The organism is Candidatus Enterococcus courvalinii, from assembly GCF_017315945.1.
GTDB lineage: Bacteria > Bacillota > Bacilli > Lactobacillales > Enterococcaceae > Enterococcus_B > Enterococcus_B courvalinii.
The window spans coordinates 17,281-32,772 of sequence record NZ_JAFLWI010000015.1; the positions used below are offsets into that span (position 1 = coordinate 17,281).

Here is a 15,492-nt window from a genome sequence, read left to right on the forward strand (position 1 = left end):
AGTTAAATGTTAGAACGTTATACACGACCTGAGATGGGAAATATCTGGACAGAAACAAATAAATATCAAGCTTGGTTGGAGGTTGAGATTTTAGCAGATGAAGCTTGGGCTGAACTTGGGGATATTCCTAAAGAAGATGTGAAAAAAATTCGTGAACATGCTTCATTTGATATCAATCGAATTTTAGAGATTGAAAAATCAACACGTCATGATGTTGTAGCTTTCACGCGTGCAGTATCTGAAACACTTGGTGAAGAACGTAAATGGGTACATTATGGCTTAACAAGTACAGACGTTGTTGACACTGCTTATGGTTATTTAATCAAACAGGCAAATGATATTTTGCGAGAAGATTTGAAACGTTTTACGGCGATTATTGGTGAAAAAGCAAAAGAACATAAATACACAGTCATGATGGGCCGAACACATGGTGTTCATGCTGAACCAACAACATTTGGCTTAAAACTAGCTACTTGGTATTCTGAAATGAAACGGAATATTGAACGGTTTGAACATGCAGCTAAAGGTGTAGAAGCTGGTAAAATCTCTGGTGCAGTAGGAACATTTGCGAATATTCCACCATTTATTGAAGAGTACGTTTGCGAGAACTTAGGCATTCGCCCACAAGAAATCTCAACGCAAGTTTTACCACGCGATTTACACGCTGAATACTTTGCAACAATGGCATTGATTGCGACAAGTATTGAACGTTTCGCAACAGAAATTCGTGGGTTACAAAAATCAGAAACGCGTGAAGTGGAAGAATTTTTTGCTAAAGGGCAAAAAGGATCTTCTGCAATGCCACACAAACGCAATCCAATTGGGTCAGAAAATATGTCTGGTTTGGCGAGAGTAATTCGTGGTCATATGGTTACTGCGTACGAAAATGTTTCTTTATGGCATGAAAGAGATATTTCTCATTCATCTGCTGAACGAATCATTTTACCTGATACAACGATTCTTTTAGATTACATGTTGAATCGTTTTGGAAACATCGTGAAGAATCTGACGGTCTTCCCAGAAAATATGAAACGTAATATGGATGCCACATTTGGCCTGATTTATAGTCAACGAGTATTGTTGAAATTAATTGATAAAGGAATGACTCGCGAAGAAGCGTATGATTTAGTTCAACCAAAAACTGCGCAAGCGTGGGATGAACAAACAGCATTCCGTCCTTTATTAGAAAATGATTCGAAAATCACTTCTGTTTTATCCGCAGAAGACATTGAAGATGCGTTTGACTATCACTATCACTTAAAAAATGTGGACACGATTTTTGAACGTGTTGGTTTAGCTTGAGATGATGAAATGCTGTAGCAAAAAAATGCTGCAGCATTTTTTTGTGCAAAGAAAAAAGAGGTCTGCCACTAGTCTGGCAAACCTCTTTTGTTTTTTTTGTTAGTAGAACATATGCAGACTACTTACGCAAGTGCTTGTGCATTTGTAAAGTGAAGTGAGTGAAGCAAGTTGAGTAAATAATCAATGAAATCATAATTGTATTCCTGAGTGTTGAAAACGACTTGGATACGATATTGATTTTTGAAAACTTTTTGTTCATGTATTTGATTGATCAACAATTCGTGATTGGAATTCGTTTGATAGTGTGCAGTTTTTTTTCGACATTCAGCATGACGTTTTGTTGCACGGCGAATTTTTCGGAAAGTATAAAAGCTTGTGTCTTTATTACACAGATAAACGTCTTTGATACCTAATAAATCATTGTATAAGCGAGCACGTTCTTCTGGTGTTAGTTCAGTTAGGAATTGTTGTGCAGTATAAGTTGAATCTTCCATATGCTAGTGCCTCCTTGAATAAACATGCGTGATAATTACACATTTACTATACCATTAAGTTTTTTTGATGTAAACGTTTCGATTAATGGCATTTTATCCAGCAATCATCTAAAAACGAACATTAGATGATTCTAATGCTTATAATGTACAGTAGTTGGTTGATTTACATAAAAAGTGTTGTTAAAATCAAAAGTGAAAAGACGAACAAAAACGACAGTTTGTTAATCGAATGTAAGTTTATAAGGGGAGAGACTTGTGAGAAAAGCGGGATTGTTATATGAAGGAAAAGCAAAAAAAATGTTTGCAACAGTGGATGAACAAGTGGTTTGGGTCGAATATCTTGACCAAGCAACAGCATTGAATGGGATTATGAAAGATCAAATTCAAGGAAAAGGCGAATTAAATAATCAGATCACTAGCCGAATTTTCCAATACTTAACAAAAAAAGGAATTGACAATCATTTTATTGATATTTTATCAAAAAACGAACAATTGGTAAAAAAGGTTGAAGTGATTCCTTTAGAAGTGGTTGTTAGAAATTTTGCAGCAGGCAGCTTTTCTAAGCGACTAGCAGTACCCGAAGGAACCATTTTACCTGAACCAATCATTGAATTTTATTATAAAGATGATTCGCTAGATGACCCGTTTATCAATGAAGCGCACATTTCATTCTTACAGCTTGCAACACCAGCTGAAATTCAAGAAATCAAATCAATGGCATTACAAGTCAACCATGCTTTACAGGTATTATTTACAGAAATTGACTTGCAATTGATTGATTTTAAACTAGAGTTTGGTCGATTAGCAGATGGACAAATCTTACTTGCTGATGAGATTTCTCCTGATACCTGTCGTTTATGGGATAGTGAATCTCATGAACACATGGATAAAGATGTGTACCGTCGAAAAATTGGCAACCTGGTTCCAGTCTATCAAGAAGTGTTGGCTCGTTTGAACAATTATTCATTCTAATAATCATTGCTACTTAAAAAACTTACTTTTAAAGGAGAAAATCAAATGTATTTTGTAAAAGTTTATGTGACGTATAAAGATTCTGTTTTAGATCCACAAGGAGAAGCTGTAAAACATGCAGTGCATCGTATGGGCTATGAAGAGATTGCAGAAATCCGTATGGGAAAATACTTTGAAATTCAAGTTGCGCCATCACAGGCACCTGTTGAAGAAACAATTGAACAAATTTGCGACAAATTATTAGCGAATGTCAACATGGAAACATATCGTTACGAAATTGAGGAAATGGAGGAAGTTTAGCATGAAGTTTGCAGTGATTGTTTTTCCTGGCTCAAACTGTGATGCAGATATGCTATGGGCTGTGCAAGAAATTATGGGCGTGGAAGCCGCATATGTTCGTTACGATGAAGATTCTCTTTCAGGATTTGATGGTGTGCTACTTCCTGGTGGTTTTTCTTACGGTGATTATCTTCGTTGTGGCGCAATTGCTCGCTTCTCGACCATTATGCAAGAGGTGATTCGCTTTGCTGAAGAAGGTAAACCAGTATTTGGAACATGTAATGGGTTCCAAATTTTAACTGAAGCTGGCTTGCTCCCTGGTGTTTTACGTAGAAATGAGTCTTTACAATTTATTTGTAAGACAGTTCCGTTACGAGTTGTGAATAATCAAACTGCGTTTACCTCAGAATATCGTGAAGATGAAGTGATTCAGTTGCCCGTCGCTCATGGTGAAGGCAATTATTTTTGTGATGAAGAAACGTTGCGGGAGCTAAAGGAAAATAATCAAATTGTTTTTACGTATGAAGACGAAAATATTAATGGCAGTGTGGAACGCATTGCAGGAATTACGAATCAAGCTGGAAATGTTCTGGGAATGATGCCCCATCCTGAACGTGCGATGGAACAGTTATTAGGTTCAGAAGACGGAAAACGTTTCTTTCAATCAATGATCAAAAATTTCGGGAAGGTGACTGTTTAGATGAAAACAATGATGGAGCCAACAGCACAAGAAATCAAAGAACAGAAAATCTACAGTGAATGGGGTTTGTCTGATGAAGAATACCGTATGATCGAAGAAGATATCTTGGGTAGGATGCCTAATTATACTGAAACTGGGCTGTTTTCTGTTATGTGGAGTGAACATTGTTCTTATAAGAACTCCAAACCTGTTTTACGAAAATTCCCAATTACTGGACCAAATGTTTTGCAGGGGCCTGGTGAAGGAGCGGGAATTGTGGATATCGGTGATGGGCAAGCAGTCGTTTTTAAAGCAGAAAGTCATAATCATCCTTCTGCTTTAGAACCGTATGAAGGCGCAGCGACTGGAGTTGGCGGGATTATTCGTGATATTTTCAGTATGGGTGCACGACCAATTGCGTTGTTGGATTCTTTACGCTTTGGTGAGTTGGATAATTCTCGCACAAAATATTTACTTGATGAAGTAGTTGCTGGAATTGGAGGCTATGGTAATTGTATCGGTATACCAACAGTTGGTGGCGAGATTGCTTTTGATGCTTGTTATGAAGGAAATCCATTAGTAAATGCGATGTGTGTTGGATTGATCGACCATAAAGATATTCAAAAAGGTCAGGCATCAGGTGTTGGCAATTCCATTATGTATGTTGGAGCTAAAACAGGTCGTGATGGTATTCATGGTGCAACGTTTGCTTCGGAGGAATTTAGTCAAGAAGAAGAACAACAACGTTCTGCTGTTCAAGTTGGCGATCCTTTCATGGAAAAATTGTTGTTAGAAGCTTGCCTTGAGTTGATCCTGAACCATGCAGAAATTTTAGTAGGTATTCAAGACATGGGTGCTGCGGGATTGGTGTCATCAAGTTCAGAAATGGCTTCTAAAGCAGGATCAGGTTTGATTTTAACACTAGATGAGGTACCTCAACGAGAAACAGGTATGTCTCCTTATGAAATGATGTTATCTGAATCTCAAGAACGTATGTTAATTTGTGTCAAAGCTGGCGCAGAGGAAGAAGTAAAAGCGTTATTCAAAAAATATGATTTAGATGCTGTAACAATTGGTAAGGTAACAGATGATGGTCAATATCGTTTGTATCATCACGGAAATGAAGTGGCTAACTTGCCAGTTGATGCTTTGGCAGAAGATGCACCAGTTTACGATAAGCCAAGAAAAGAACCAGCGAGACTGGCGGAGTTTCGAGAAATGCCCGCATATTTACCTGTTATTGGGGAGCCAAATAAAACATTTTTAGCGTTACTAGCGCAGCCAACGATTGCTTCAAAGAAATCCATTTACGAAACGTACGACTCTCAAGTTCAGACAAATACCGTTGTTCGTCCGGGAAGTGATGCAGCTGTTTTACGAATCCGTGGAACGAAAAAAGCTTTAGCAATGACAACTGATTGTAATGCAAGATACCTTTATTTAAATCCAGAAATCGGTGGACAGATCGCAGTTGCTGAAGCAGCGCGAAATATTGTCGCTAGCGGTGGAAAACCTTTAGCAATTACCGATTGTTTGAACTATGGTTCACCAGATAAACCTGAAGTTTTTTGGGAACTTTGGCATTCAGCAGAGGGCATAGCAGAAGCTTGCCGTACCTTTGAAACACCAGTGATTTCTGGAAATGTGTCACTTTACAATGAAACAGATGGCAAGGCAATCTATCCAACTCCGATGATTGGGATGGTAGGTTTGATTGAATCCCATGAACAGATTACTACACAAGAATTTAAGCAAGCAGGCGATCAAATTTATGTCATTGGTCAAACAGACAATGATTTTAATGGGAGTGAGCTTCAAAAACTTTTGACGGGAACAATTCAAGGTCAGTTAACTAATTTTGATTTAGCCGTTGAAAAGAAAAATCAAGATTTAATGTTAACTGCTATTCAGCAAGGCTTAGTCGCTAGTTCTCATGATTGTTCTGAAGGTGGCTTGGCGGTTGCCATTGCAGAGGCTGCATTTACAAATGAGTTAGGTGTCAACATTCAGACTGAGTTAACTATTGCAGAACTTTTCTCGGAAACACAATCACGATTTGTGGTCTCAATCAATCCAGAAAAACAGGCAGCTTTTGAACAACTGGCAGGAGAACAGGCCTATTTTCTGGGTGAAGTAACAGCTGATTCTCAGTTTCGAATGCAAGCAGTTGATGGCGAAATCAATCTAGCAACTCAAAAGGCTAAAGCAAGCTGGGAGGAAGCTATTCCATGTCTTGTGAAGTAAAAAGTTTAAATGAAGAGTGTGGGATTTTTGGTGTCTGGGGGCATCAGGATGCAGCAAGTGTTACTTATTTTGGTTTGCATAGCCTACAACATCGTGGGCAAGAAGGTGCAGGGATTGTTTCGAATGACGAGGGCAAGCTAAATGGACATCGCGATCTTGGGTTATTATCAGAAGTATTCAAAGATCAACGGAAATTAACTCAATTAACAGGAAATGCAGCAATTGGTCATGTGCGTTACGCGACTGCAGGAAATGGAAGTGTCGATAATATTCAGCCGTTTTTATTCAAATTTTATGATGTTTCGGTTGGTTTAGCGCACAATGGTAATTTAACTAATGCTCGCTCTTTAAGAAGAGAATTAGAGCAAGATGGCGCAATTTTTCATTCAAATTCGGATACAGAAATTTTAATGCATTTGATACGCCGAAGCGATGAAGAAACATTTCTAGCAAAATTAAAAGCTTCTTTGAACAAGGTAAAAGGCGGTTTTGCGTATTTACTAATGACAGAAGATGCAATGATTGCGGCGCTTGATCCGAATGGGTTCCGCCCGCTAGCGATTGGACAGATGAAAAATGGCGCTTATGTCGTTACTTCTGAAACCTGTGCTTTAGAAGTAGTTGGTGCAGAATTTCTCCGTGATGTGCATCCCGGAGAAGTAGTGATAATCAACGATGAAGGGTTGAAAATTGAAACGTACACACAAGATACACAGCTAGCAATCTGCTCAATGGAGTATATTTATTTTGCACGACCAGATTCAAACATCAATGGGGTCAATGTTCACACCGCTCGAAAAAATATGGGGAAAAATCTAGCCAAAGAGGCGCCGATTGAGGCAGATATGGTGGTAGGGGTTCCTAATTCTTCTTTGTCAGCTGCTAGTGGGTATGCCGAGGCAAGTGGAATTCCTTATGAAATTGGTTTGGTGAAAAATCAATATATTGCGCGGACATTCATTCAACCCACACCAGAGTTGCGTGAACAAGGGGTGCGTATGAAATTATCGGCTGTTCGTGGAGTAGTAGAAGGTAAAAAAATCGTGATGGTAGATGACTCCATTGTCCGAGGTACGACAAGTCGGCGAATCGTCCGGTTATTAAAAGAAGCTGGTGCAAAAGAAGTACATGTGCGGATCGCTTCGCCACCTCTAAAATATCCTTGTTTTTACGGAATTGACATTCAAACGAGAAAAGAATTGATTGCTGCTAATCATAGTATTGAGGAAATTCGGCAATGTATTGGAGCAGACTCTTTAGAATTCCTTAGTGAGGAAGGTCTGATTACTGCCATTGGGTTACAAGAAGAGGTGCCTTATTCAGGACTATGTATGGCTTATTTTAATGGTGACTATCCAACTCCTTTATATGATTATGAGGAGAAATACCAAGCATCTCTAAAAGAAAAAGTTTCGTTTTTCTAATAATAAAGGAGTGAATCATCGCATGAAAAATGCATATGCAAAAGCTGGCGTGGATGTGGAAGCTGGTTATGAAGTTGTTGAACGAATCAAAAAACATGTTAAAAAAACGGAACGTCTTGGTGTAATGGGTGCGCTAGGAGGTTTTGGTGGTTGTTTTGATCTTTCTTTGTTTGATGTAAAAGAACCTGTTTTAGTTTCGGGAACGGATGGCGTTGGGACAAAATTAGCGGTAGCAATTGAAGCAGATCAACATGATACGATTGGGATTGATTGTGTTGCAATGTGTGTGAATGATATTTTAGCCCAAGGTGCAGAGCCTCTTTATTTCTTAGATTACTTAGCTACTGGAAAGAACCAACCGGAAAAATTAGAACAAGTAGTTGCAGGTGTAGCAAATGGTTGTGTTCAAGCGAATATGGCGCTGATTGGCGGAGAAACTGCTGAGATGCCAGGAATGTATCAAGGTGATGACTATGACTTAGCCGGCTTTGCCGTTGGAATTGCCGAAAAGTCACAACTGATTACTGGAGAGTCGATTGAACCAGGAGATATTTTATTAGGATTGCCTTCAAGTGGGATTCATTCCAATGGGTATTCACTAGTAAGAAAAATTTTCTTTGAAGAACATCAACTGACAACTGATAGTATTTTGCCAGAGTTAAATGAGACATTAGCTGATAGTCTATTAGTTCCAACGAGAATTTATGTTGCAAGTCTTTTACCATTGATCAGAAAAAATCAATTGAAAGGCTGTGCGCATATCACAGGTGGCGGTTTTGTAGAGAACATTCCTAGGATGCTACCCGCTGGAGTCAGTGCAAATATCCAATTAGGAAGCTGGCCGATTTTACCAATTTTTGATTGTCTACAAAGCTATGGAAAGTTATCTTCGGCAGAAATGTATGAAATTTTTAATATGGGTATCGGAATGGTCGTGGTGGTTTCGCCAGAACAAGTAGCTGAAGTCACGGCTAATTTTGCAGAGCAAGGAGATGCTATCTACCAAATCGGTGAAATCGTAGCAGAAGACACACAGAAAATTATTTTTACTGGAGAAATGGCATGAGATTAGCCATTTTTGCTTCGGGTAATGGGAGTAACTTCCAAGCTTTGGTAACGAATTTAAGAGAAAAAAAGCTAGCTGTTACAGTTGACTGGTTATTTTGTGATCAGCCAGAAGCGTACGTGTTACAAAGAGCAGAAGAATTGGAAGTTCCTGCTAGTCAGTTTTCACCAAAAGATTTTGCAAATAAAGTAGCGTATGAACAGGAGATACTACGACAGTTACATGAACGGAAAATTGATTTAGTCATTTTGGCTGGCTATATGCGAATTGTGGGACCAACGTTGCTCACCGCATTTGAAAATAAAATGGTGAATATCCACCCATCGTTATTGCCGGATTTTCCAGGATTGCACGGGATTCGTGATGCGTATGAAGCGGGAGTAGCAACCACAGGTGTGACCGTTCATTTAATTGATGCAGGTGTCGATACAGGTCCTATCATTCGTCAAGAAAAAGTCGAGATTGAACCAACAGATACATTGGAAATCCTTGAACAAAAAATCCATGCAGTTGAGCATCGAATTTATCCAGAAATCGTCGAAGAAATGATCAAAAATGGAGGCTATTTAAAATGACAAGAGCGTTGATTAGTGTATCAGACAAAACAGGAATCGTTGACTTTGCTAAAGGCTTGATTGCTAAGAATATCGAAATTGTTTCAACAGGTGGAACAAAAAAAGCATTGGATCAAGCAGGTATTAAAACGATTTCTATTGATGAGGTCACTGGTTTTCCAGAAATGATGGATGGCAGAGTAAAAACCTTACACCCGAAGATTCACGGGGGACTTTTAGGGCGTCGAGATGTCGTTGAACATATGGAGGACATGGAGCGCGGTGAGATCTTGCCAATTGATTTTGTTTGTGTGAATCTTTATCCATTTAAGGAAACCATTTTAAAACCAGAAGTAACGGAGCAAGAGGCGATTGAAAATATTGATATTGGTGGCCTAAGTATGTTGCGAAGTGGTGCTAAAAACCACGAATTTGTCACAGTAATCGTTGATCCCTCAGATTATTCATTAGTCCTCCAAGAGTTAGAAGACCACGGGGAAACACAGTTAACAACTCGAAAACATCTAGCAGCGAAAGTCTTTCGTCATACGGCCGCTTATGATGCGTTAATTGCTCAATATTTGACAGAGATGGTGGGTGAAAAAGAACCAGAAAAATTAACGTTGACTTACGAGCGAAAACAAGATTTGCGTTACGGTGAAAATAGTCATCAAGAAGCAGCCTTTTATCAAGCTGCTTTGCCGGAAGACTATTCGATTGCTGCAGCAAAACAACTACACGGAAAAGAACTTTCATTCAATAACATTCGGGATGCAGATGCAGCGCTAAGAATTGCCCGAGAATATGAGGAACCAACAGTCGTTGCATTGAAACATATGAATCCGTGTGGGATTGGAACGGCACCAACGATTTTTGAAGCTTGGAATTACGCGTTTGAAGCAGATCCAGTCTCGATTTTTGGTGGAATTATTGTTTTGAATCGTGAAGTGGATGTGGCTACTGCTGAAAAAATGCATGAACTATTTTTAGAAATCATTATTGCTCCAGGATTCACTGAAGCTGCATTAGAAGTTTTGAAGAAAAAGAAAAATCTGCGTATTTTAACGATCAGTTTTGAACAAAAAACAGCCAGTATAGCGGATGAAACAGTTTCTGTTTTAGGTGGTTTATTAGTTCAAAGTCAAGATCTTGCAATGGAACACGAAGAAGACTGGACTGTAGTAACCGAGAAGCAACCAACAGCAGAACAAACAGCGGCGTTAGCATTTGCTTGGAAAGCCGTGAAACATGTTAAATCCAATGCTATTGTTGTGGCGAATGAACATCAAACTGTTGGTGTAGGGGCCGGGCAGATGAATCGCGTGGGTTCCGTCAAGATAGCGATTGAACAAGCCGGCGAAAAGCTGGAAGGCACAGTACTGGCGAGTGACGCGTTTTTCCCAATGGATGATTCAGTTGAATACGCTGCTACGCATGGAATCAAGGCAATCATTCAGCCAGGTGGCAGTATCAAAGACCAGGCTTCCATTGATATGGCTAATCGTCATGGCATTGCGATGGTCTTTACGAATGTACGTCATTTTAGACATTAATCTTCAGTGGAAAAGGAGTAACGCATGAAAATTTTGATTATTGGTGCAGGCGGTCGAGAACACGCAATTGGGAAAAAACTGGTTGATAGTCCGCTGGTTGAAGCAGTTTACTGTGCGCCGGGAAACCCTGGAATGAAAAAAGATGGCATTCAACCAGTCGCAATTGCAGATACAGATCATGAGGCACTCATTTTATTTGCAAGAGAAAAATGTATTTCTTGGACATTTGTTGGCCCAGAAATTCCTTTGTTAAATGGAATTGTCGATGATTTTGTAGCAGCAGATTTGAAAATTTTTGGACCAACAAAGCGTGCAGCGTTGATTGAGGGGTCCAAAAGTTTTGCTAAACAATTGATGAGAGAGTGCCAGATTCCGACAGCTGAATCACAAACATTTGATGATTATGAGATGGCTATAGCTTATATCCGAGAAAAAGGTGCGCCAATCGTTGTGAAAGCAGATGGATTAGCTGCTGGTAAAGGCGTTGTCGTTGCAATGACGATTGGAGAAGCAATACAGGCTGCCAAAGACATGTTAAAGAGTCATCGATTTGGTGAAAGCGGAAATCAAATTGTTGTTGAAGAGTTTTTGGCTGGAGAAGAATTTTCGCTATTAGCATTTGTTCGTGGCACAGAAGTTTATCCAATGGTGATTTCACAAGATCATAAACGAGCATATGACTTAGACAAAGGACCAAATACTGGGGGAATGGGTGCTTATTCGCCAGTCCCACAAATTTCGCAAGGGATGGTTGATGAAGCGATTGAAATGATTTTGAAACCAGCAGCGCAAGGCATGGTTGAACAAGGACGTTCCTTCACAGGAATCTTGTACGCTGGATTGATTGCAACTGTTGACGGCCCAAAAGTGATTGAATTCAATGCTCGATTTGGTGACCCAGAAACACAAGTTGTTTTACCAAGATTAGTGAATGATTTTGCTCAAGTGATAGATGATTTACTAGGAAATCGTTCAATTGAATTAGAATGGTCACAAGATGAGTTTCATGTGGGGGTTGTTGTCGCTGCTGAAGGTTACCCGGCAACGTATGAAACAGAAATGATGTTGCCGGATTTTTCTGATGAACCACATGTTCAAGTGTATTATGCAGGTGTGGCAGAAAAAGAAGGACGTTTAGTTGGAAACGGTGGACGGGTCTATTTAGTCGAAGCCAAAGCGGAAACGTTAGAGCAAGCACAAAAATTGATTTATGAAGTTCTTGAAAGGAAAGACACGACCAAAACATTTTATCGTCATGATATTGGAAACAAGGCGTTGGAAGCAGTCGAAGGAAAAGTATTGTCTAAAAGATAAAATATTTGAGATTTGATAAAGCCTTTTCATAAAAATTGTGCTACACTTTTATTGTGTAAAAAAGGAGGAATTTTTTATGAAACAGGTTCAATTTGGAACAGTAAATCACGCAGTTTCCGCAGTCATTCTTGGCTGTATGCGCATCAATAGTGCGAAAGATCCAGTTAAGGCAATCGAAACTGCTTATGACAATGGTATCAATTTCTTTGATCATGCAGATATCTATGGAAATGGTGAGTGCGAATCAATTTTTGCAGATGCCTTGGCAAAGACTTCTTTAAAGCGTGAAGATTTATTTATTCAGACAAAATGTGGGATCGTTCCAGGAGTGATGTTTGATTTTTCAAAAGAACATATTATTGCATCTGTCGAAGGCAGTTTACAACGCTTAAAAATGGATTATGTAGATGCTTTATTGCTACATCGACCAGATACATTAGTCGAACCTGACGAGGTTGCTGCAGCTTTTGATGAATTAGAAAAAGCGGGGAAAGTCCGTTATTTTGGTGTAAGTAATCAAAAACCAATGCAAATTGAATTATTGAAAAAATCGGTGCGTCAACCTTTAGCGGCTAACCAATTACAGTTTGGCTTGAAGCATTCAGAAATGGTTGATCAAGGAATTCATGTGAATATGACAGATGATGCTAGTATCGATCATGATGGCAGTGTACTAGATTATTCAAGATTGCATGATATGACAATTCAAGCGTGGTCTCCTTATCAATATGGATTCTTTGAAGGTGTCTTTATCGGCAATGAAAAATTCCCAGAATTAAATCAAAAACTGAACGAAATGGCTGAAAAATACAATACAACGCCAACTGGTTTAGCTTCAGCCTGGATCTTACGTCATCCAGCAAACATGCAAGTGATTGCTGGAACGATGAACCTTAGCCGGATTGAAGAAATTGCAAAAGCTTCTGAAATTATGTTAACAAGAGAAGATTGGTATGATTTATACATGGCTGCAGGAAATATTTTGCCATAGAACTTGGCGAACGGTATCAGCTATCTGACAGTAAAAAACAGGGATTGCTACTTTTGTAGCAATCCCTGTTTTTTACCTTTTTCCGAACATTCCTCTTTTTAATGGAGTAGTTTATTGAAAAAAGAATAAGAAAACGAATTATTCGTAAAATGTTCATGGTTTTGGCTTGATTTTTTTATTTAGTTGAGTTAAATTACATAGGGCGCTAAAAAATGCCTGAATAAAACGAAAAATGTTCGTGTTTTGCTGAACTGAACATTAGGAGGACAATTTGATGAAAGTATTTGATTACGAAGATATCCAACTAATTCCGAATAAATGTATCGTAAATAGCCGATCAGAGTGTGACACAACAGTGACTTTAGGTAAGCACTCATTTAAAATGCCAGTAGTACCTGCAAATATGCAAACAATTATTGATGAGTCGATTGCAGAATTTTTAGCAAAAAATGGTTATTTTTATATTATGCATCGTTTTGATGAAGAAGCACGTATCCCGTTCGTTAAAAAAATGAAACAAGAAGGATATATCTCATCAATCAGCGTTGGCGTAAAAGAAAACGAATATGCTTTCGTTGAAGAATTAGCACAAAAAAATCTAGTACCAGATTACATCACAATTGATATTGCTCACGGGCATTCCAATTCAGTAATTAACATGATTCAACATATAAAAAAACATCTTCCCGAAACATTTGTGATCGCGGGAAATGTTGGAACGCCTGAAGCTGTTCGTGAATTGGAAAATGCTGGGGCTGATGCAACAAAGGTTGGCATCGGACCAGGAAAAGTTTGTATCACGAAAATCAAAACAGGTTTCGGAACAGGCGGCTGGCAGTTAGCTGCGTTAAGATGGTGTGCAAAAGCTGCTCGTAAACCAATTATTGCAGATGGTGGGATTCGAACACATGGCGATGTGGCCAAATCAGTTCGTTTTGGTGCAACAATGGTTATGATTGGTTCATTATTTGCTGGACATGAAGAATCACCAGGTGAAACGAAAGTTGAAAACGGAGTTGTTTATAAAGAATATTTTGGCTCCGCTTCAGAATTCCAAAAAGGTGAAAAGAAAAATGTTGAAGGAAAGAAAATTTGGATTCAACATAAAGGCTCACTAAAAGATACATTAGTTGAAATGCAACAAGATTTACAATCTTCGATTTCTTATGCAGGCGGTCGTGACTTAGAAGCGATTCGTAAAGTCGATTATGTAATTGTGAAAAACTCTATTTTTAATGGAGATACTATTTAAAATAGCAGAGTGTTTTCACTCTCAAATAGTAGTAGGAAGAGTGTCAGATGGATCTTTGTCTGGTGCTCTTTTTTATTGGACAAGAAAATAGACTATGCAAAAACTTGTTATTTTTATTTCTTTTTTGTCAAAAATTCAGCTACAATAGAAGACGGAATGAAAAGGAGACTTGAAGTTATGAAAAAAATAAAAGTTTTATCCGTTTTTGGTACTAGACCAGAAGCGATTAAAATGGCACCATTAGTTAAAGCCCTTGCAAAAGATGAACGCTTTATTGGAAAAGTTGCCGTTACGGCGCAACATCGTGAAATGCTTGATCAAGTGTTAGAAGTATTTGAAATCACTCCTGATTATGATTTGAATTTGATGAAAGGTGGACAAACTTTAGCAGGAATTACTTCAAGAATTCTTGATGACTTAACCCCTGTTTTATTGGAAGAACAACCAGACATCGTTTTAGTGCATGGAGATACGACAACGACTTATGCGAGCGCAACAGCAGCTTTCTATCAACAAATCAAAGTTGGTCACGTGGAAGCAGGTTTGCGAACTTGGAATAAGTGGTCGCCATTTCCTGAAGAGATGAATCGCCAATTAACAGATGTCTTAAGTGATATTTATTTTGCACCAACAAGTCAAAGTAAAGAAAACTTAGAAAAAGAAAATCATCCAACAGACGCTATTTTTGTAACTGGGAATACCGCAATTGATGCAATGGGATACACTGTTGATGAAGAGTATCAAAGTGAACATCTACCAGTATCAAAAGAGGAAAAAATGGTCTTGGTGACAATGCACCGTCGCGAAAATATTGGTCAACCAATGCGCCAAGTATTCCAAGCAATTGCGCGTGTTGCTAATGAACATCCTGAAGTGAAATTTGTTTTTCCAATGCATCGCAATCCAAAAGTACGTGAAGAAGCAATGGATATTCTAGGAAATTTAGCTAATGTATCATTGATTGAGCCTTTAGATGTTGTTGATTTCCATAATTTTGCAGCACGTAGTTATTTGATTTTGACGGATTCTGGTGGTGTTCAAGAAGAAGCGCCATCACTTGGAGTACCAGTACTTGTCTTGCGTGATACAACAGAACGTCCAGAAGGTGTTAAGGCAGGTACTTTGAAAATGGTCGGGACAGACGAAGAAACTGTCTATGACGAAACAACTCGTTTGCTTGAAAACAAAGAAGCTCATCAGGAAATGGCGCATGCTTCAAATCCTTATGGAGATGGTCAAGCGAGCCATCGTATTTTAGACGCAATGGCGTATTACTTTAATATAGAAGAAACCCGACCAACTGATTTTGAATAAAGTTTATTTTTTCGTAAGTTTATCTATTCTTTTTTAAAAGATAAAAAGTAAGTG

Annotated in this window: 14 protein-coding genes; 13 read left to right on the forward strand and 1 reads right to left on the reverse strand. The window is 38.7% G+C overall.

Features of this window, described 5'->3' with window-relative positions:
* The first annotated feature begins 6 nt into the window (after window positions 1–6).
* Window positions 7–1,302 carry an adenylosuccinate lyase gene (gene purB, locus JZO71_RS09415; RefSeq protein WP_206899242.1) on the forward strand — a complete coding sequence of 432 codons (1,296 nt, stop codon included), beginning with the start codon at window positions 7–9 and terminating at the stop codon, window positions 1,300–1,302.
* 122 nt (window positions 1,303–1,424) lie between these two features.
* On the opposite strand, the gene JZO71_RS09420 is transcribed toward purB, so the two are convergent.
* Window positions 1,425–1,796, reverse strand: coding sequence for a hypothetical protein (locus JZO71_RS09420; RefSeq protein WP_206899243.1), 372 nt, complete (start codon window positions 1,794–1,796; stop codon window positions 1,425–1,427).
* 255 nt (window positions 1,797–2,051) lie between these two features.
* Here JZO71_RS09420 and purC point away from each other — a divergent pair, with 255 nt between their 5' ends.
* The 12 genes from purC (at window position 2,052) to wecB (ending at window position 15,438) form a co-directional block, all read left to right on the forward strand.
* Window positions 2,052–2,768, forward strand: coding sequence for a phosphoribosylaminoimidazolesuccinocarboxamide synthase (gene purC / locus JZO71_RS09425; RefSeq protein ID WP_206899244.1), 717 nt, complete (start codon window positions 2,052–2,054; stop codon window positions 2,766–2,768).
* A gap of 45 nt (window positions 2,769–2,813) precedes the next feature.
* Window positions 2,814–3,068, forward strand: a complete 255-nt coding sequence (purS, locus tag JZO71_RS09430) for a phosphoribosylformylglycinamidine synthase subunit PurS (RefSeq protein WP_206899245.1) — start codon at window positions 2,814–2,816, stop codon at window positions 3,066–3,068.
* A 1-nt stretch (window position 3,069) separates the two neighbouring features.
* Window positions 3,070–3,747: a phosphoribosylformylglycinamidine synthase subunit PurQ gene (gene purQ / locus JZO71_RS09435; RefSeq protein ID WP_206899246.1), complete on the forward strand. Its 678-nt coding sequence runs from the start codon at window positions 3,070–3,072 to the stop codon at window positions 3,745–3,747.
* Entirely contained in the window at window positions 3,748–5,970 is a 2,223-nt protein-coding gene (gene purL, locus JZO71_RS09440; RefSeq protein WP_206899247.1) for a phosphoribosylformylglycinamidine synthase subunit PurL, read from the forward strand.
* Window positions 5,955–7,394: an amidophosphoribosyltransferase gene (gene purF / locus JZO71_RS09445; RefSeq protein WP_206899248.1), complete on the forward strand. Its 1,440-nt coding sequence runs from the start codon at window positions 5,955–5,957 to the stop codon at window positions 7,392–7,394. Before purL ends, purF begins: the two co-directional genes overlap by 16 nt.
* Window positions 7,395–7,416: 22 nt before the next feature.
* On the forward strand, window positions 7,417–8,460 hold the full coding sequence (purM, locus tag JZO71_RS09450; protein ID WP_206899249.1) for a phosphoribosylformylglycinamidine cyclo-ligase: 1,044 nt from the start codon (window positions 7,417–7,419) through the stop codon (window positions 8,458–8,460).
* Complete coding sequence (gene purN / locus JZO71_RS09455) at window positions 8,457–9,035, forward strand: phosphoribosylglycinamide formyltransferase (protein WP_206899250.1); 579 nt, start codon at window positions 8,457–8,459, stop codon at window positions 9,033–9,035. Before purM ends, purN begins: the two co-directional genes overlap by 4 nt.
* Complete coding sequence (gene purH, locus JZO71_RS09460) at window positions 9,032–10,567, forward strand: bifunctional phosphoribosylaminoimidazolecarboxamide formyltransferase/IMP cyclohydrolase (protein ID WP_206899251.1); 1,536 nt, start codon at window positions 9,032–9,034, stop codon at window positions 10,565–10,567. The genes purN and purH overlap by 4 nt, the downstream gene beginning before the upstream one ends.
* 24 nt (window positions 10,568–10,591) lie before the next feature.
* Window positions 10,592–11,881: a phosphoribosylamine--glycine ligase gene (gene purD / locus JZO71_RS09465; protein ID WP_206899252.1), complete on the forward strand. Its 1,290-nt coding sequence runs from the start codon at window positions 10,592–10,594 to the stop codon at window positions 11,879–11,881.
* 76 nt (window positions 11,882–11,957) lie between these two features.
* Entirely contained in the window at window positions 11,958–12,872 is a 915-nt protein-coding gene (locus JZO71_RS09470; RefSeq protein ID WP_206899253.1) for an aldo/keto reductase, read from the forward strand.
* A gap of 274 nt (window positions 12,873–13,146) precedes the next feature.
* Window positions 13,147–14,124 carry a GMP reductase gene (gene guaC / locus JZO71_RS09475; protein ID WP_206899254.1) on the forward strand — a complete coding sequence of 326 codons (978 nt, stop codon included), beginning with the start codon at window positions 13,147–13,149 and terminating at the stop codon, window positions 14,122–14,124.
* Between the two features lie 177 nt (window positions 14,125–14,301).
* Window positions 14,302–15,438: a non-hydrolyzing UDP-N-acetylglucosamine 2-epimerase gene (wecB, locus tag JZO71_RS09480; protein WP_206899255.1), complete on the forward strand. Its 1,137-nt coding sequence runs from the start codon at window positions 14,302–14,304 to the stop codon at window positions 15,436–15,438.
* Window positions 15,439–15,492 lie beyond the last annotated feature (54 nt).